The sequence below is a fragment of the Clostridium sp. UBA5119 genome (genome assembly GCF_002414285.1).
GTDB lineage: Bacteria > Bacillota > Clostridia > Clostridiales > Clostridiaceae > Clostridium_J > Clostridium_J sulfidigenes.
This window is the reverse complement of sequence record NZ_DHYX01000115.1, coordinates 3,231-22,949: the sequence shown is the minus strand read 5'-3', so window position 1 is coordinate 22,949 and position 19,719 is coordinate 3,231. Positions and strand designations below refer to the sequence as shown.

At 29.8% G+C, this 19,719-nt stretch carries 17 protein-coding genes and 1 pseudogene (1 of these 18 cut by a window edge); 10 read left to right on the top strand and 8 right to left on the bottom strand.

What is annotated here, in order from left to right:
* Positions 1-224: 224 nt before the first annotated feature.
* Both brxC and B2671_RS17345 read left to right on the top strand, forming a co-directional pair.
* A complete protein-coding gene (brxC, locus tag B2671_RS17350; protein ID WP_346871541.1) occupies positions 225-2,006 on the top strand; it encodes a BREX system P-loop protein BrxC in 1,782 nt (593 codons plus the stop codon).
* Positions 2,007-2,131: 125 nt separating this feature from the next.
* Positions 2,132-3,751, top strand: a complete 1,620-nt coding sequence (locus tag B2671_RS17345) for a hypothetical protein (protein WP_346871540.1) — start codon at positions 2,132-2,134, stop codon at positions 3,749-3,751.
* A gap of 38 nt (positions 3,752-3,789) precedes the next feature.
* On the opposite strand, the gene B2671_RS17665 is transcribed toward B2671_RS17345, so the two are convergent.
* The 4 genes from B2671_RS17665 to B2671_RS17330 all read right to left on the bottom strand — a co-directional run bounded on the left by B2671_RS17665 (position 3,790) and on the right by B2671_RS17330 (position 6,508).
* Positions 3,790-3,930, bottom strand: a complete 141-nt coding sequence (locus B2671_RS17665; RefSeq protein ID WP_343822966.1) for a FeoB-associated Cys-rich membrane protein — start codon at positions 3,928-3,930, stop codon at positions 3,790-3,792.
* A gap of 12 nt (positions 3,931-3,942) precedes the next feature.
* A complete protein-coding gene (gene feoB, locus B2671_RS17340) occupies positions 3,943-5,967 on the bottom strand; it encodes a ferrous iron transport protein B (protein ID WP_414632651.1) in 2,025 nt (674 codons plus the stop codon).
* Between the two features lie 88 nt (positions 5,968-6,055).
* Complete coding sequence (locus tag B2671_RS17335; RefSeq protein ID WP_343822970.1) at positions 6,056-6,277, bottom strand: ferrous iron transport protein A; 222 nt, start codon at positions 6,275-6,277, stop codon at positions 6,056-6,058.
* Between the two features lie 21 nt (positions 6,278-6,298).
* Positions 6,299-6,508, bottom strand: coding sequence for a FeoA family protein (locus B2671_RS17330; protein WP_035131427.1), 210 nt, complete (start codon positions 6,506-6,508; stop codon positions 6,299-6,301).
* A gap of 230 nt (positions 6,509-6,738) precedes the next feature.
* Between B2671_RS17330 and B2671_RS17325 the strand changes: the two genes are divergently transcribed.
* A complete protein-coding gene (locus B2671_RS17325) occupies positions 6,739-7,101 on the top strand; it encodes a metal-dependent transcriptional regulator (protein ID WP_346871539.1) in 363 nt (120 codons plus the stop codon).
* Positions 7,102-7,193: 92 nt separating this feature from the next.
* Here B2671_RS17325 and B2671_RS17320 read toward each other — a convergent pair whose 3' ends face one another.
* Both B2671_RS17320 and B2671_RS17315 read right to left on the bottom strand, forming a co-directional pair.
* Positions 7,194-8,540: a [Fe-Fe] hydrogenase large subunit C-terminal domain-containing protein gene (locus tag B2671_RS17320; protein WP_346871538.1), complete on the bottom strand. Its 1,347-nt coding sequence runs from the start codon at positions 8,538-8,540 to the stop codon at positions 7,194-7,196.
* A gap of 26 nt (positions 8,541-8,566) precedes the next feature.
* Positions 8,567-8,997 (bottom strand): annotated as a pseudogene (locus B2671_RS17315) (peptide-methionine (S)-S-oxide reductase).
* 259 nt (positions 8,998-9,256) lie between these two features.
* On the opposite strand from B2671_RS17315, the gene B2671_RS17310 reads away from it, so the two are divergent.
* Both B2671_RS17310 and B2671_RS17305 read left to right on the top strand, forming a co-directional pair.
* The gene (locus B2671_RS17310) at positions 9,257-11,335 is read left to right on the top strand and encodes a hypothetical protein (protein ID WP_346871537.1); all 2,079 of its coding nucleotides are present in this window, start codon (positions 9,257-9,259) and stop codon (positions 11,333-11,335) included.
* Positions 11,336-11,535: 200 nt separating this feature from the next.
* The gene (locus tag B2671_RS17305) at positions 11,536-11,940 is read left to right on the top strand and encodes a type II secretion system protein (RefSeq protein WP_346871536.1); all 405 of its coding nucleotides are present in this window, start codon (positions 11,536-11,538) and stop codon (positions 11,938-11,940) included.
* A gap of 140 nt (positions 11,941-12,080) precedes the next feature.
* Here B2671_RS17305 and B2671_RS17300 read toward each other — a convergent pair whose 3' ends face one another.
* Positions 12,081-13,298, bottom strand: coding sequence for a 6-phosphofructokinase (locus B2671_RS17300; protein WP_346871535.1), 1,218 nt, complete (start codon positions 13,296-13,298; stop codon positions 12,081-12,083).
* Between the two features lie 257 nt (positions 13,299-13,555).
* Between B2671_RS17300 and B2671_RS17295 the strand changes: the two genes are divergently transcribed.
* The 5 genes from B2671_RS17295 (at position 13,556) to ppaX (ending at position 19,472) form a co-directional block, all read left to right on the top strand.
* On the top strand, positions 13,556-14,548 hold the full coding sequence (locus tag B2671_RS17295) for a WG repeat-containing protein (protein WP_346871534.1): 993 nt from the start codon (positions 13,556-13,558) through the stop codon (positions 14,546-14,548).
* Between the two features lie 96 nt (positions 14,549-14,644).
* Positions 14,645-15,586 (top strand): dipeptidase, encoded by a 942-nt coding sequence (locus tag B2671_RS17290; RefSeq protein ID WP_346871533.1) that lies wholly within the window; start codon positions 14,645-14,647, stop codon positions 15,584-15,586.
* 132 nt (positions 15,587-15,718) lie between these two features.
* Positions 15,719-17,986 carry a VIT and VWA domain-containing protein gene (locus tag B2671_RS17285; RefSeq protein WP_346871532.1) on the top strand — a complete coding sequence of 756 codons (2,268 nt, stop codon included), beginning with the start codon at positions 15,719-15,721 and terminating at the stop codon, positions 17,984-17,986.
* Between the two features lie 118 nt (positions 17,987-18,104).
* Complete coding sequence (locus B2671_RS17280) at positions 18,105-18,836, top strand: hypothetical protein (protein ID WP_346871531.1); 732 nt, start codon at positions 18,105-18,107, stop codon at positions 18,834-18,836.
* Positions 18,837-18,842: 6 nt separating this feature from the next.
* On the top strand, positions 18,843-19,472 hold the full coding sequence (gene ppaX, locus B2671_RS17275; RefSeq protein WP_346871530.1) for a pyrophosphatase PpaX: 630 nt from the start codon (positions 18,843-18,845) through the stop codon (positions 19,470-19,472).
* A 183-nt stretch (positions 19,473-19,655) separates the two neighbouring features.
* Here the strand turns inward: ppaX and B2671_RS17270 are convergent, their stop codons facing one another.
* On the bottom strand, positions 19,656-19,719 hold the end of the coding sequence (locus B2671_RS17270; protein WP_422653252.1) for a D-alanyl-D-alanine carboxypeptidase family protein. Its footprint extends 1,163 nt past the window's final position; 64 of the gene's 1,227 nt are visible here — the last part of the coding sequence; the start codon falls outside the window, past its right edge; its stop codon occupies positions 19,656-19,658.

Genomic DNA, 19,719 nt, shown 5'->3' with positions numbered 1-19,719 from the left:
ATATGGAAATATTCTCATACTTATATTAAATCATATGTAATATAGTATGTAAATAATGTTTAAAGTTACATTGTTAACCATAGGATTCATTTATGCTTTATATTCATGTCTACAGCTAGTTGTAATATGGTATAATATTAAAGCAAGTTTACATAAGGCTTAAGTAAAAAGCCTATTTATAACCTAGGTCTAGGAATAAGTTAATAGTAACCAGGGGGATCAAAATGAACATAAAGTTAAAGGATTTATTTGAGAAAGAAATTAATAGAGATATAAAAGGTGTAATTAAGGTAGGTCAATGTGACCAAGAGAATATAAAGCAGGAACTTGAAGAATACGTGGTTACTGATGAGCTGCGTAGCCATTTTAATGAGTTCTTTCAGGCATATAGCAGAGGCATATTAGATAGTACTGATAGGATTGGAGTATGGATTTCAGGATTTTTTGGTAGCGGAAAATCTCATTTTTTAAAGATTTTATCCTATGTTTTATCTAATGAAACCATAGGAAATAAAAGTACTTTAGATTATTTTTATAGTAAGGAACTACAGGATTCTACCCTAAGGAATATGGAGCTTATAAAGAACCAATCTACAGATACTATCCTTTTTAATATAGATTCTAAGTCTGACCGGGCTTCAGAATCCCATAGGGATGCTATTGTTAATGTACTTAATAGGGTTTTCAATGAAATGCAGGGTTTTTGTGGATCTATGCCTTGGATTGCTGATATGGAAAGACAGATGACTGAAGATGGGGTATATGAAGATTTTAAAGAAGTGTTTCATCATATATCAGGAAAACCTTGGACTCAGGGTAGGGAAGATTTTTATTATGAAGAGGATGCCTTAATAGAGGCTTTATCAAAGGCTACTAAGATGAGTGAAGATGCTGCAAGAAATTGGTATAGTAAATGTGAAGAAAATTATTCCTTAACTATAGATAAGTTTTCTTCTAGGGTTAGGGCGTATTGTGATTTAAAGGGAAATAATCATCATGTGGTATTTTTAATAGATGAAATTGGCCAATATTTAGGAGAAGATACTCAGCTTATGCTAAATCTTCAGACAGTGGTGGAGGATTTAGGTAGCAAATGTGAAGGTAGATGCTGGGTTATAGTTACATCTCAAGAGGATTTAGATGTGTTTACTTTGGGTAAAGGTAATGACTTTTCTAAGATTCAAGGAAGGTTTAATACAAGATTTTCATTATCTTCTGCTAATGTGGATGAAGTGATTAAAAAACGTATTTTGAGAAAGAAAACTCAGGCAGTGGATATACTACAAAGTCTATATGAGGAGAGAGAATCTTTTATTAGAAATCTTTTAACCTTCACCACAGATACTGTGGACATGAAATTATATAAGGACATGAATAATTTTGCACAGGTTTATCCCTTTGTACCTTATCAATTTAATTTATTACAACATGTTTTTAATGGCATAATAAGCCATGGAGTAGCTGGAAGAAGCTTGTCTAAAGGAGAGAGAAGTTTACTGGAAGCGTATAAGCAGGTGGCAGTGGAGTATATGGGTAAAAACATAGGCACCTTAGTTCCATTCTCAGCTTTTTATAGTACTATAGAGACTTTTTTAGACCCTTCTATTAGTACAGTTATTGGTTATGCTGAAAATAATGAAAAGCTGAATAGCTATGATGTTGAAGTCCTTAAATTATTATTCCTTATAAAATATGCTAGGGGAATAAAGGGTAATATTGAGAACTTATCTACTCTTTTAATAGATAATATAGAAGCCTCAAAGAAAGAAGTTAAGGAGCAAGTGCAAGAGTCATTAAGTAAACTTATCAGAGAAACTTTGGTTGAAAAAAATGGTGATGAATTTGTATTTTTAACAATTCAGGAACAAGAGGTAAATAAAGAGATAAAAAATATGACAATTGATAGCGGAGAGATTGTTCAAAGGATAGGTGAGATAGTTTTTGAGCATATATATGNNCTAAGTTTGCCTATTCTAAAATTTATTCTTTTAGTTTTAATAAGTTAATAGATGAAAAAGTAAGAGGCGCTAAAAAAAATCCTATAGGAGTTAGGATTATAACTGCTAATTATAATTTAGTAGAAGAGGTTAGTAAAAATTATCTTAAGGAATTATCTGACAGGGAAAATAATGTGATAATTGATATATCAAACCAGGATAATTATATAGAGGAAATTGAAAATATACTTAAAATAGAGGGATATTTAAGGCTTAAAGGTACCATAATATCAACTATTCACATGGAGGATATAAAGACTAAAAAAACTAAGGAAAGAGAACTTAGGTTTAAAAGGGCTAAATTCTTAATAGAGGAAGCTTTAAGGTGGTCAGATATATATGTAAGTGGCTCCCTCTTAAATATTAAGGTAAAAGCTGTGGTGAGTAGAATCAATGAGGGATTAAGAACCCTTGTAGATTCAAGGTTTAACAAAATAAACTACATTACAGAGTTTATAGATAATAGTAGAGAACTATATAATATAGTGGAAGCTGATACTAGCCAAAGAACTATAGAAGATAATGAGGCAAATAAATTAGCCTTGGAGGAGGTAAATAATTATATATTAACTAGTACCATGAGAAGTATTAAATTAACGGTGAAAAGCATATTAACTAAATTTTCAAGTTCACCCTATGGTTGGAAGGAGCTAGATATTCAAGGTATACTCCTGAAGCTATTTAAAAAGCAATATATAAGTATTATATATGCTAATGAGGTAGTGTCTTCTAATAACAAGGATATAGTAGATTACCTAGTTAAGAGCGAGTATGAAGAAAAGGTTATAGTAATTAGTAGAGAAAAGGTACCTAGTAAATATATAGATGCAGCTAGGGAGTTAATTAAAGAACTATTTGGAGGAAGCTCTATACCTAATGATGAAGAACTTCTAATGAAGTATTTCAAAGAATTAGGTAAAGAAGAACTTAAGAAGATTAAGGATATGAATTTTAATTATTCAATAAATAAAGATTATCCTGGAAAAGAAATAGTATTTCTAGGTGAAAAGTTATTTCAAGGTCTACTTAATATAGATGACATCCAAGAATTTTTTAAGTATCTCTATGATTTAGAAGAAGAATTCCTAGACTATATAGATTATATTGATAATATAAAGGGATTTTTTTATAGAAAAGAAAACAATACAGTTGACTTAAATGAAAGGGGAGAACAGAGAATAATCTTTGATACCGCTACAGACATCCTTAATTCCTTTAAAGAAAATAAGGAATTTATATATGATTGTGAAATAGAAGGACTAGTAGAAGAGCTACATGGTATTTTAAGGATTAAAGAACCTTATAACAGGATTCCTCAGCTACCACCACTAATAGAAAAGTATAATAATAAAGTGTTAGAACTATTAAATAAAGAGATACTTCCAGCAATAGAATTTATTAAAGCTTGTAAAGATGAAGTTATAGAAAACTTGAAGGGATATGATTTCTATAATGAATTTGAAGGTAAAATTAATGAAGACTTTGAAAACCTTACTAAGAAAACTCTATGTTCAAAGAGTTTTCCAGTTATATTATCAATGTATAAACTTGGAGAGAAACTAAAGTTAAGGTGGTTAAATGAAATTATTAAAGAAACTGGAAGAGGAAACATTGCTAAAGTACTTAGTGTGATTGAATTGGTTAAGGATGAAAAGACTATAAAAAATCATGAGGATGTAGAATTATTATTAGAAAACTTAAGAAAGCGATTAAAGGAAGAGTTAAAGGAAGATACAACAATAAGATTAGTTTAAACCATAAGAAAAGCTGAGGAAATTTCCTCAGCTTTATTTTATCTATGACACTTGCTAGCCTGTGAGCAGCCTGAGCAACCACAGCCACAACCGTCACCTTTTGAGTGTTTTTTAAATTGTTTTACTGATACTAATATCATAGCACCTATAACTACAGCACCAATTAAAAATGTTGCCATAGTAACACCTCCTTATAAAAAGATTAAGCGTCCAACTTGATAAATGATTAAGGAAACCACATAGGCTAAACCTGTTTGATATCCTATAGCGATAAATGTCCATTTCCAAGAGCCCATTTCACGTTTTGTAGCACCAATAGCCGCAAAGCATGGAGCAGCTAGTAGGGTGAATGCCATGAAAGAGTAAGCACTAACTACATTAAATAGTTGTCCCATAGTTGAAACTAAGTTAGGATCACTTTCTGTTAGTTCAGCACCTAATCCAAATAGGACACCAAAGGTAGCAACTACATTTTCTTTAGCTAAGAATCCTGTTACGGTAGCAACGGCAGATTGCCAGTTACCAAATCCTAGAGGTGTAAATATAGGAGCTATTACGTTTCCAATGGAAGCTAATATACTATCTTGCGCGTCTACCATTTGTAAAGACCAGCTAAAGGATTGTAAGAACCATACAAGACCTGAAGCTACAAAGATTATAGTACCAGCTTTTATTATAAAGGCTTTTCCTCTGTCCCACATGTGGATAAGAAGTCCTTTTAAGCTAGGTATTCTATATTGTGGCAGTTCCATAACGAAAGGAGCTGGATCACCTTTAAATAACTTAGTTTTCTTAAGTACTATTCCTGAAAGTATAACCATGGCTATACCTAAGAAGTACATTGATGGTGCTGCCCAAGGTTGACTAGGGAAGAAGGCACCAGCTAGTAGCGCAAATACTGGTAGTTTAGCACTACATGGAATAAATGGAGTAAGCATTATAGTCATTTTTCTATCTCTATCATTTTCAATGGTTCTGCTTGCCATAATAGCAGGAACACTACAACCAGAACCTATTAACATAGGGATAAAAGATTTACCGGAAAGTCCAAACCTACGGAAGATCCTGTCCATGATAAAAGCTACACGAGCCATATAACCACAGTCTTCTAGTAAAGATATTAAGAAGAATAATACCATTATTTGTGGTACAAATCCAAGAACAGCACCAACACCACCGATAATACCATCTACAATTAGTCCATGTAACCAGTCAGCTACCTGAATATTCATTAACCAGTCAGAAACATTCCCTTGAATGAGCTCAGCAAAAAGGGTGTCATTTACCCAATCAGTGGCTATGGTTCCAATAGTAGTAACTGCAATATAATATATACCTAGCATTACTAGTGCAAAAATTGGAAGGGCAAGCCATCTGTTAGTCACAACTTTATCTATTTTATCTGAAGTAGTTAAATTAGAATTATTTTTCTTCTTAACACAGGAGGTAATTATTTTACCTATGTAGTCATAACGTTCAGTGGTAATAATACTTTCTGCATCGTCATCAAGAGATTCCTCATAGTTATTAATTAAATTATCTAATTTATCTTTTGTATTGTTATCTAGTTTTAAATATTCTAGAACTTTTTCATCTCTTTCAAAGAGTTTAATATAAAACCAACGTGGATTTTTTATTAAAGAATTTCCTTTTAATAGTTTTTCTATGTTACTTATAACTTCTTCTGTATCCTTACTAAAGGTATTTAATAAGGTAACCTTTGGAGTGCTTTTACCAATTTCTACAGCCTTATCAGATAATTCCTTTAGACCTTTTCCCTTAAGGGCAGAGGTTTCTAATACTTCACATCCAAGTGTTTTCGAAAGCTTTGAAGTATTTATCATGTCTCCATTTTTATTTACTACGTCCATCATATTTAAGGCTATAACTACAGGAATTCCAAGTTCTACAAGTTGAGTTGTTAAATAAAGATTTCTTTCAATATTTGATCCATCAACTATATTAATAATCACATCTGGTCTTTCATCAATCAAGAAATTACGAGTTACAACTTCTTCTAAAGTATAAGGTGATAATGAATAAATACCTGGTAAATCAACGATAGTTACATCCTTATGTCCTTTTAATTTTCCTTCTTTCTTTTCTACAGTTACTCCAGGCCAGTTTCCTACATATTGGGAACTCCCTGTAAGTTCATTGAAAATCGTGGTCTTACCACAGTTTGGGTTTCCAGCAAGAGCTATTTTTATACCCATTTTAATCCCCCCTAAATGTTAGCCGATGCTAACTTACTAATGAAAAATATACAGAGATTTAACTCTGTGAAAATTTTAGATTTAAAAACTATTCAACTAATATTTTTTCAGCATCTGATTTTCTAATAGAAAGTTCATATCCTCGAATAGTTATTTCAATAGGATCTCCTAAGGGAGCTATCTTCCTTAGATGGATAGAAGAACCCTTAGTAACTCCCATGTCCATAATCCTACGTTTTACAGCACCTTCACCCTGAATTTTAACTACTGTAACAGTTTGTCCTGGCTTTACATCCTTTAATGTACTCATAATTACCTCCTAAAATAATTCCTATATAATAATCCTATTTGCCATAGATTTATCTATTGCAATACGGCTATCTTTAACATTAATAATTATATTTCCACCTAACTCTGAAATAAGAGTTATACTTTCACCTACAATAAATCCTAGGCTTTTTAAAAATCTCACCGTTTCTTCTTTACCATTAATTTTCTTTATAAAAACTTTTTCTCCAGATTTGGCCATAGTAAGTGGCATATAAATCCCTCCTTTAAGTATGCACAAGCTAACTAATATTAAAAAACATAAGTTAGCTTTAACTAACCTATATTTTGAGTTTACTATAAATGATTTATGATGTCAACTGAAAATGAGAATAATTTTCATATATTGGGTTATTTTAAATAAGTAAAGAATAATTTTGGAAAGTTGAATGAAAATTTAACCTATGATAAAATAGGTTAAAAGAAACTATACAGGAGATTATTATGAAAATACATGAATCCGGAGAAAATTATTTAGAAACTATTTTATTGCTTCAGAGAAAAAAGGGCTCTGTACGTTCTATAGATATAGCAAATGAATTAGGTTATACAAAGGCTAGCATTAGCAGAGCCATGGGCATACTGAAAAAAGCTGAGTATATAACCATGGAACAAGGAGGTGAGATAACTCTCGCAGAAAAAGGCATGAAAAAGGCCAGTGAAATATATGAAAGACATACTCTCATCACTAAATATCTCATGGACACTTTAAAAGTATCTAAAGAAGTAGCCGATGGAGATGCCTGCCGCATAGAACACATTCTAAGTAATGAAGCCTTTGAAAAAATGAAGGAATTATATAAATAAAAAATGTTGAGCATCCACTTATATTAAAGTGAATGCTCAATTTTTGTGAGAGATAAATTAATCTAGTAGGAAGTTTCATAGACATAGTCTTTTTAAAAGTCTCTATGGAATATTTCAGTTTTGCTTTCATCTTTATAATCTTCTATGGTGAATATGCCAATGGCATCTAAGATTCCATTCATTACTGGGCTATCGTAGGCAACTTTATATTTAGAGTTATCTGCAAAGGTATCTACGGCTATTTTAGAATTATCTTTAGGAGCAATAGCTTTTGGCCCACCAACACATCCACCAACACATCCCATTCCTTCAATGAAGTTTCCTTTTATAATACCTTTTTGAAGGTCTTGTAATATTTCCTTACATTCTTTTATTCCGTTACCTTGAATAGGAGTTACAAGTTTATATTTTTCAGGAAACATTCTTTCTATGCAATCTTCAATGGCAATTGAAACTCCACCGGTACGTGCATAAAGCCTTCCACCTCGTGAGGCATATTCCATGGAGGTAGTGCCTTCAAGGGTTTCTGGAACTATATTAAAGGCTTCAAAAATTTCTTGTAATTCTGCAAAGGTAAGAACAAAATCAATATCACCAATTAAATCTGGAGATTTAACTTCTGCCTTTTTTGCTACACATGGGCCTACAAATACTACCTTTACATCTGGGTTTAATTTTTTTAACACCCTACCAGCTGCAATCATTGGAGATACAGTAGGAGATGTATGAGGCAATAAATCCTTATATACTTTTTTTATCATGCCAACCCACATAGGACAGCAGCAAGATGTAATCATAAAATCTGATTTAGTTTTAACGTGAGCATCAAATTCAATGGTTTCTTTAAGGGTAAGCATATCTGCAAAGAATGCTACTTCCACCATATCAGTAAATCCAAGAGATTTAAAAGCAGTTCTAAGCTGTTCAATGGTACTATCTCCAAATTGACCCATTATAGCAGGGGCTACAGCAGCTACTACAGGAGTGTTTTCCTTTAAAAGTTTAGCAAGAGGCATGAATTCAACTGTATCTAGAATACTTCCAGTTGGACATCCCTCTACACAGAACCCACAATCAGTACATTTATCATTATCTATATAAGTACACTTAGTTTTTTCATTATATAAAATAGCATCAAATGGGCAACTTTCTTGACATTTTGTCTTTCCATCACAATCTACCTTACACTCCATTTTACATAGTTTAATTTTATTAACAATTTTATGATCTGATTCATAATTATTTATGGCATTTTTTAAATCTTCTATGTAATTATTACTAAAGGACAAATTCACTCCACAGAGAGAAGAAATTTCTGCAGCTAAGGCTTCTTTATCAACTGTATTGTCCTTTAATAATTCTTCAATAACATTCTCTAATTTATCATTATAGTAGGCATTAATAAGGATTTTAAATAATTCACTATGTTGTTTTTTCATAACAGCACATCCAATCTTAAAATATTTTAGTCTTCATATATTTTATAATAATCATCACCCCAATATTTTGCTATAAACTCATCTCTTCCAGATATACTTCTATCCTTTTTATATTCTGTAGGATGGGTTTTATAAAATTCTTGATGATATTCCTCTGCTTCATAGAAGGTTGATGCTGGGAGAATCCTAGTAACCACTTCTTTGGGAAATCTACCTGAATCATTTAGAGCTTTTTTAGATTTTTCAGCAATTATTCTTTGATTCTCATCCATGTAGAAAATAGCAGCAATGTAGGAAGAGCCTCTATCTTGAAATTGACCTTCATCATCCGTTGGGTCTATCTGTCTCCAAAAGGCATCTAGGAGCTTTTCATAGGAGATGATAGTAGAATCATANNTCCAGTATACCCAGAAGTAACACTTATAATTCCATCTAATACATCAAAAGGGGATACCATGCACCAAAAGCAGCCACCAGCAAATATAGCAGTTTTGTAATTTTCACTATTAATATTCTGCATTTTTAGTTGCCTCCTAAATTTTATTTTTAATTATATATTACCATATTTTAAAAAATATATAGTAATTATAATCCATATGAAATATAAATAATATGACAATATATGAAAGTTAATCATTTATTAATTTAGATTTATACCCATATATGGTAAAATTGAATATGGATGCGTAGGGCTTATCTTATGTTTAGGAGGGAATATGGATTACAACAAATTTAACATAGAAGAAAAATATGATAATTATAATAATATAACCAAGGTAGAAGCTGAAAAGATACTGGTGAAATTAGATAGTGTGATAGATTATGATAAAGGATATGATTATTACATATTAAAGGGAAAGATGCTCCTTAAGCTGGATAGAAGGAAGGATGCTTTTCATGCCTTAGAAAAGGCTATGACCTTTAATAAAACTGATGAAGTATATGACCTTTTATCCTTTGCCTATTACGAGGAAGAAGATTATGAAAAAGCACTTTATTATATAAACTTATCTTTTGGAATAACAGTAGATGAATTTATTTATAATCATAAAGGAAAAACTTTAGAAAAATTAGATAGGTTTGAAGAAGCTTTTGAAACCTATTATGAAGGACTTAATTATGCTCTCTCTAGTTATAGTAGTTATGGAGATGTAGAGATATTTGGTGAAAACTTAGCTAGACTAGGGGGAATTTTAAAAAATCAATATTTAGATAACATAAAGAAATTTATAAATATAAGAGATTATTATAATCTTTATGAAAACTATATGAAACTTCTTCAAGTTATTCTTAAGGAAGAAGAAAACGATCACTATCATAGTAGTTCTGAATATGTAAGTGTAAAATATCTAGAGTTAGTTGAAGAAGGAAAATATATTTTAATTGATAATAATTACTTTTTACAGATGATTAATATATATAAAATTCTATACCAAATAGAAAGTAATTCAGAGTATGAGGATAGGGAGTACATTAATAAAACCTATATAGATAATAAGGTGAGGGACTTTATTGATGCTGTTATGGAAAGAACTTCACTTACTAAGGATGTAGATATAATTTTAAAAGTTTTAAATGAAGTTATAGACGTTAAAAATAGAGATTACTATGATTACTTATATCATAAAGGTTTTATTTTTATGAAACTAAAAAGATATGATGAGGCATTAGAGGTATTAGGTGGCATAACTAGAGATAAGAAATCACCTTATAATATAAAAGTTCAAAGCTATGAGTGTATAATTAAAAAAATGTATGAAGCTGAAGATATATATAAGGGAAATTATGATGAGTATAAAAAAAGTATGTCTGATCTCCTTAGAGATGAAATTTATAGGATAAAACAAGATGAGTGTTTAACTTTAGATGATAGATGTGACAGAATAATGCACAACTGTAAGAGAGCTATTAATTTAGAACTAGATAATGACTTTTGGTATGATTATATAGAAGTGTTATCTTTGGAATTGGGTGAGGAATATGAAGTTATTGAAAAAAACCAATCAGTATATAAGGTGATACAAAATTATAATAAAGCCATAAATATATATGATAGGCTCATTGAGGTGAAAAGTGATGGTCCCCATGGGTATTATAGAAAAGGAAGGGCAATTGTATTAGTATTGAGACTTTTAAATAGTTCTAAGACCTCCTTAAAGGATTTACTAGGAGTTCATAATTTAGATTGTTTTTCTTATTCAGAGGTTATATATAACCTTAATAAGGCTATTAGTTTAAAAAATGACAATGGTAAATACTTTAACCTTTTAGCAAGAACACATTTTGAGATTGGGGAATATGAGAAATCCATGGTATATATGGAACAAGCTCTTACTTTAGCACCTAATGATTTATATATGAATTTAAATAAGGTTTGTATTTATATTAGAAGATATAAATACACAGAAGCAGTGGATTATTTATTTAAGATGTCCTATAAAGATATGAATAGAGGTACCGTAAGAAAAACTTTTCTTTCAAGAAAGGAAATTCTTAGCTTCTTAATGGGTATATTTAATTTATATACAAGGCAAGATAAAATTTACTATATAATAGCTTATTATTTTTATGCTATAGTAGATTTTCAATATGATAAAGCCTTAACCTTTATTAATAATGCTATAGAGATGTCTGATGATGAAAGATACTACTTGCTTAAAGCTAAAATATATTTTAAAGATGGAAAGTTTAAAGAAGCATTAAAGTGTGCAGAAGAAGCTATAGTTATTGACGATCATTATGATGAAGCTTTTCTTATAAAAGAAAAGTGTAATGAAAAATTAACTGATAATTAGTATATAAATATTGTAAACACCTAGGATTAAAATAAAGCCTAGGTGTTTTTATTTATGAAGAAAATATTTTATAGAAAATATATATAAATTTTTAGAAAAAAGTAGAAATTATTGTATAATTATGTATCTAATGGATATCATAGTTTATGTACGTGAATTGTTACATAAATTCTTAAATCAAAAAGGAAAGGAGGAATAGTGTGAATAATAAAATTAATAGATCTAAGAAAAAGGGATTTACCTTAATTGAGTTACTAGTAGTTTTAGGGATAATAGGTGTATTAGCCTTAGCCGTAGCACCAACAATGGTATCTAAAGTGGATGAAGCTAAAGAAAAAACAGATGTTTCAAATGCTAATGCCATAGCTATGGCAGTTAAAACCGGGATAATAGAGGGAGATATAAGTGCTTCAGGACCTATTGAAGAAAGTGATATAACGAAAATAGGTAATAAATATTTTGATGGTAAATTTCCAACATCACAATCTTTAAAAACTAAATTTGATGTAGCTGTAACTAATAATGTAATTACTGTTAAAGCTGGTGGAAAAGAGTTTTATCCTAATTATGTAGAAGAAGATAATACAGATACAGCAGGTAACTAAAATCACACTGAAGGAAATAACACTGATTATCTTTAGATTAAAACTAAAATGTCTCTTAATATAATACATAAATTAGTACAAAGGAGTGATTTTTAATAAGAAATCACTCCTTTTAATATAGGCAAATTAAATTGTTAATATTATTTTGTTATAAAAGCATATTTTGGAAGACCGTTTTCGTATTGAATTTTTGGTTCTCCCATAATTAGAGGCAGTGTATACTCATAGGCTTCTTTAGTTACATTATTACCTTCCTCATTGATCCATTCCTTAGGGAAATATTTTATTGAATTTGCTACCTTTGAAGTGTGCACTGCAAAAGTTTCTGATTTATATGGATCATTAGAAACTCTCTTAATACCTATCATATAACCGCTTTCACCTTCTGCAGAGTGTTTTAATGCAGCAAATCCACAATTAAAGGCTTCATCAATATCAGTTTGAGAAGCAAAGTGCATTGCGCAACGTTGCATAGTTGAAAGTTCTATGGCTCTTACTTTTTTGCAAACTCCATTTTCAGTGATTACATTTTTAATATAACTACAAACTCCACCTAATTGAGCGTGACCAAATTTATCTAGACCAGTACCACCCATTTCACCAAGGAAAGTACCATCTGCTGTTCTTATTCCTTCAGAAACTACTACAATTACAGAATTTTTTACTTCTAATTTTTTAGCCACATCTTTTAAAAACTTAGCTTCATCAAAGGCAACTTCAGGAAGATAAATTAAATCTACTACTGGTTTTCCATTTAATGTAGCAATACAAGAACTTGCAGCTAGCCATCCTGTATCACGGCCCATTGCCTCTATAACAAATACATTTTTTGCAGTATACACACTAGCATCTAGTTTGTTTTCTAGGGCTATAGTTGATATAAACTTAGCAGCACTTCCAAAACCAGGAGTATGATCCATTACTGGAAGGTCATTATCTATAGTTTTAGGAACTCCAAAGAATTTTACAGGAAGGTTATGCTCCTTTGCATAGTTACTAAGTTTATGAACTGTATCCATAGAATCATTTCCACCAATGTAGAAGAAAGTATCAATTTCATGCTTCTTAAAAATCTCAAAAAGTTTTATGTATTCTTCTTTGTTATCTTCATAGGTTTTTAATTTGTATCTACAAGATCCAAGTCCTGAAGATGGTGTATAAATTAATCTGTCAATAACTTCACTGTCAATCTGAGAAAGATTTATTATATTTTCATTTAAAATTCCCTCAATACCGTTAATTCCTGCATATACATTGTCAAAATAGTGTAGTTCTTCATTTGCTTTAAATACTCCCATTGCGCTAGCATTTATTACAGATGTAGGACCACCTGATTGAGCTACTATACAATTTTTCATATATTTAACACTCCTTTGTATTGTGTAGAGATACCTACACTTATTATTACATCTTTTTAATTATAATATAAATTATAATTACTAACAATTAGTATAATTAAATAGACATTGTATTAATAATATATAAGGTATGAAATAATAGTTTTTAAATAGTTAAATATATAGAATAGGTTATCTTTAATTAAGATAATATAAGACTTTTTATTCGTATAAATGGTATAATATTCATATATTTAAAAAGCAAAGGAGAAAAGATTATGAAAATGTATCCCGTTGAATTAGATAATAAATATGGTTATATAGATGAAAGTGGAAAAACTATAGTTCCTTTTATTTTTGATTTTGCCGATGAATTTGAGGATGAAATGGGCTTTGTAGAGGTAGATGGATTATGTGGTTTTATCAATAGCCAAGGAGATTATATAATAGCTCCCAAATATGATGATATAAACTATTTTAATGAAGGCATGGCTTTAGTTGAGTTAGACCATAGATATGGATATATAGACTTACAGGGGAATGAGGTAATACCAATAAAATATGAAGAAGGAAAGGGATTCACTGAAGGACTTGCAGCGGTGAAAGTATTAGGAAAGTGGGGATATATTAATAACCATAGTAAGATGATTATATCACCTGCATTTGATGAAGCTAACGAGTTTGAAGAGAATGGCCTTGCTATAGTTAGAAAAGGTGAGAAATATGGATATATAAATGGGGAAGGTCAGTGTATTAGTGGATTTATATATGAATATGCTAACAACTTTAATGAAGGTTTAGCAAATGTAGGATTAGAGGGTAAAAATGTATATGTGGATGAAAACTTTAATATAAAGATAGACGGGAATTTTGATTTTACTAACGAATTTCTTAATGGTCTTGCAGCTGTATCCATAGATAATTTATGGGGATATATTAATAATTCTGGTGACTTTGTTATTGAAAAAACATACAGCTGGGCAGATAATTTCAATACAGAATATGCAGCAGTTTCCATAGAAGATAAATATGGATTTATAGATAGAAATGGGAACATAATAATACCTATAGAGTATGATAATGTTCTTGAGTACAGTGAAGGTCTATTTTCTGTTGAAATTAGCGAGAAGTGGGGCTTTGTAGATTTAAAAGGTCATATAGTTATAGAGCCTAAATTTCATGAAGTAGATAACTTTTATAATGGAATATGTAAGGTTATAATAGATGAAAAAGAAGGATATATAAATAAAGAAGGAGAATTTATAATATAGATAATAGGGATAAAACTTTAATATTTATAATAATAAATAACTTGTAAATTGGTAATTTAATAGAAAATATAGTCTTAGTATTAAGGGGGATATAATATGAGTATAATTGATTTACATTGTGATACAATCTGTCATTTAATAGATAATAAGAATATGGAATTAAAGAGAAACCATCTAGCTATTGATTTAGAAAAATTAACAAAAGGTAAGTCCTTGGCACAATTTTTTGCCTTGTTTATTGATCTTAATGAGCATCCTAAGGCATTTAATAGAGCCATGGATATGCTAAATAAATTTTATGAAGAATTAGAAAAAAATAATCATGAAATATCTGTGGCAAAAAATTATAAGGATTTTAAAGTGAATAAGGAGGAGGATAAAATATCAGCTTTCTTGACCATTGAAGAAGGTGAAGCTATAGAAGGCTCTCTTAAGAATTTAAGAAATTTTTATGACCTAGGAGTTAGACTTATGACATTAACCTGGAATTATGAAAATAGTATAGGTTATCCAAATTGCAGAGAAGAGTTTCGAGATAAAGGGTTAAAAACCTTTGGATTAGAAACCCTTGAAGAAATGAATAGGCTAGGCATGATTATTGACGTTTCACACCTATCAGATGGAGGGTTCTATGATGTATCAAGATATAGTAAGAAACCTTTTGTAGCATCACATTCAAACAGTAGAGCTGTATGTAATCACAGCAGAAATTTAACTGATGATATGATTAGAACTCTTAGTGAAAAGGGGGGCATAACTGGAATCAACTTTGAAAAATCTTTCTTAATAGAAGGCGGAAGTAAAAGTGCTGTTAAAGATATGGTTAAACATATAAATCATATTTATAATATTGGAGGTATCGATGTATTATCCCTTGGTAGTGATTTTGATGGAATAAATCCTAAAAATCTAGAAATTAGTAACATGGGAGAGATAGATAAACTCATAACTGCATTACAAAAAGAAGGATATAATGAAAGTTATATAGAAAAAATATTATATAAGAATGCTTTGAGAGTAATAAAAGAAGTTATGTAGTACAATATAATTTATAGAAACTTTTATATTAAATTATATGACTATGGCTAAGTCCCTAGATAATAATTTATCCTTCAGAGGGAGGAAAAACTCTTCTGAAGCAAAGGTAGATAACATAAAAGGAGTGAGGTTATGGAATATGAAAAGTTACAGAACAATATTTCTAAGGGAGAAATATTGTTAAAAAAGGTAGATATAGACGGTAATATTTGTGGAGAGTTTGTTGAATTTACAATTAGCCATGTTTATGAAAATATTGGTGAAGATGATATAAAAGGAGTTTATACCTTCCCTATACCAGATACTGCTGTTATTTCAGGTTTTGAAGCTAATATAGGTGGCAGTGTTATAAAAGGTAGAGTAGAAGATAAAAAAGAAATAGAGAAAATTTATGAAAATATTGGAGAAGATTCAGGAAGTAAACTTATATTAGAAGAACTAAATAACAACTATTTTAAAATGTCAATTGGAACAATTTTAAAAGGTGAAACTGTCGTTATAAAGATTTCTTATATTGAAGAGCTAGTATATGAGCATTCCAAACTTAAGTTAATTATACCTAAGATTGTACTTCCGGAAAATCCATATAATGAAGAACAAAACCAACAAGAAGACTATAAATTATCTTTAAATCTATTAGTAGAAACCTTTGAAAGTGCTAAATTCTCTTGTAATACCCATAAAATTCAGGTAGAAGAAGAAGAGGATGATGAGAGCAATTTATACAAAATAACCCTTCATGGTGAAGAGCAAATCCTGGATAGTGATATGATAATTTATTTAGAGGAAAATTCTAGTGAAACAAGTGGAATTATATATGAGAATTATAGCGAAGACAATGGAATTGTATATTTGAGATTTCTACCTGAAATTGAAGAGGATGTAGAAGAGAGAAATGGAAACTATATATTCCTTATAGACATATCAGAATCCATGGAAGGAGATAAGTTAAAGGAGGCTAAAACTGCTTTACACTTATGTCTTAGAAATTTATATAAAGGTGATACCTTTAACATAGTTGCTATGGGTGACACCCTAAAGCATTTTTCAGAGAGTAGAAGAGTTGAATTTAATGATGAAAATTTAAAAGAAGCATCTAAGTGGATAGATAAGTTAGCTTGTGAAAATGATGCTAATATATTTGATGGAATAAAATATGCCTTTTTAAATGAAGATAAGGGAGAAGAAAATACTATCATTTTATTTACTGATGACGTAGTGGATGATGAGAAAGATATCCTTGATTATGTAGAAAAAACTTGCGTAGGAAGCAGAATTTTCCCTTTTGGAATAGATGCCTCTGTTAATACGTATTTCATCAATAAAATAGCAAGAATTACCTTTGGAAAAGCAGAATTTATTAATAGAAGTATTAGAATAGAGGATGTAATCTTAAATCAGTTCAATAGAATAAGAGGACTACAAATAACAGATATTGAAATTGATTGGGGTGGAATGAAGGTTGAAAAAACTTACCCTAGAACCATAGAATATATGTATGATGGGGAACCATTTTCAATATTTGCTAAGATAGATGGGGATCTAGAAGGTATTGTTACTCTTAATGGTATGGTTGGAGATAGAAGAATACAACGAAGAATAGTTCTTACTAAATTAGACTTAGAGGTTAATGCAAATTTAATTGAAAAGGTTTGGTATAAGAAAAGAATAGAATCTTTAGAGAATAGAATCGTCTATGAACGTGGAGAAGTTCATGAGGCTATGAAAAATAAGATTATAGAGTTATCTACTGACATTGGAATTATAAGTGATGAGACATCATTTATTTTAATAGAAGAAATTTATGAACCTGTACTGGGAGGAGTTATGAGAAAATTCTTACCAGTTAACATAGATTTCAATAAGGGTGATACAAATATAATTTCTCCAAAGTTTTACTATAGTCAAAGTCTAGATGAATTGCAGTTAGAAAATTTAATGGATGAGGGGATAGATAAATCAGAATTCTTACGTGTGCTAGCAACACAACAATTAGCAAGTGGTGCCTTTGGTAAATCTGTAGAAGATGATAAAATAGATAAGGTTATATATACTGCTAGAAGTATAGTAGCTTTTACTCTCCACGGTGAGGGTATAGAAATATATAAAAATCTACTAACTAAAGCTGTAGTATATCTTGTGGAAAATTATGAAGATTTTATAGAGACTAAAGATGTACTAATCTTAACATATGTTGCTCTTAAATCTTTTGCAGATAAGGTAATAGTTAAAGATAATAAAAAGACAAGGCTTTTAAATGCAATAAATTCCTTAGAAAGTCATATTGAAGAATTAAATATTGATATAAGTAAGATTAATGTGGAAATTTTAAGAAGTATAGAAGGTGCAAAAGAAAAAGATCAATTAAGCAGACTTATATATAAATCAATAAAATATTAAGTTAGTCTGTGTTAAAATGCTCTAAATATTAGATAAGCGCTGAGCATGTAATATAATTATAGTGCATGCTCAGCATTTTTTATAAAAAAATCTATTTAAGGAAGGTATTACATACTTAATGATTAACACTGAAGCTAAAAAAAATGATAAAGTGAATATGAGAGATTTTATAAAGAAAGATTTTTGCAGAAGACATAAACTTAATGCGCTAAATTCTATAGATATTTTGACATTAGAAAATATTTCTAACCTTATAGATATATACGATGGTTATGTATTAAAGGATTATCTAGTTAATGCTATACCAAAGGGTATTAAAGTATCCTTATCCAATAGGATGACTTCAAGTGGTGGAAAGACTATCTTTTCAAAAAGAGGAAAAGATAGTACCTATGAGATTAGAATAAGTAATAGAGTAGTAAAAGAATATATAGAAGATAATAGAAGTAAAGTTGTATGTGGAATAGAAGCTAAGGATGCACTAGAAGCTCTTATGCTTATTTTAGAGCATGAGCTTTGCCATGTGATAGAATTTAGTGAGTATGGAAACTCTAATTGTAAAGGTGAACGATTTAAGAATATAGCCTTTAATTTATTTGGACATACAAGTAGTTATCATGAAATATTAAAAAGTAAAGATGCCTTCAATAAAACCATAAATAACTCATTTGTTAAAGGACAAGTTATTCAATTTAAATACAAAGGTATATTGTATGAAGGAATAATTAGCAATATTAATAAAAGAGCTACAGTGATGGTGAAGGATATAAAGGGTGAATATAGAGATAACCATGGATTAAGTTATTCAAAGTGGTACGTACCCCTAAAATTACTTATAAATAAGGAGTAGAAAGATATGATTAAAGCAATACTGTTTGATCTAGATGGTACAATAATAGATACCAATGAATTAATATTGACTTCCTTTAATTATGTATTAAATAATTATTTAGGATTAAATATAGGAAAGGAGGAAATTGTAGAATCCTTTGGTATACCACTTAAAGATGTATTGAGTGAATATGATAAAGAGAGAGCGGATGAATTAGTTGACGAATACATAAGATACTGTCTTAATTGCCATGATAAACACATAAAATCTTATGATCACGTGGAAGATGGACTATTAAAGCTAAAAGATAAGGGATTAAAATTAGCAATAGTTACATCTAAAAAAAGGGGAACGGCTTTAAGAGGACTTAATTGTTTTGACTTAGAGAAATATTTTGATGTAATAATTACTCCAGAAGATAGTAGTAAACATAAGCCAGATGGTGAGCCAGTGTTAAAGGCTTGTGAAGCCATTAAGGTTAACCCTAATGAAACTATAATGGTAGGAGATAGCCACAATGATATATTATGCGGAAAGAATGCAGGAGCGAAAACTTGCCTAGTAAATTATACCGCGTTAAATATAGAAAAAATTAAAGCATATAACCCTGATTTTATAATAGATAGAATTGAAGACATTATAAAGTTTATTTAGTATTTTAAGTTTTTACAGCAAAATATAATCATAAGTATCATTGTCATAATTGAAAATGATAAAATAAATAGTGTAAAATTAAAATTTACTTATTATAATATAAATTTAATTAGTAAATAGAAAAATATACTGTATATAAAATTACAAATATTTACACAAAAAAAAGATTCCCTGTGATTAATATTAACATAGGGAATCTTTAAAACTATCTATATATACGATTTCTTTTTTTTCTGCGTTTTTTGTT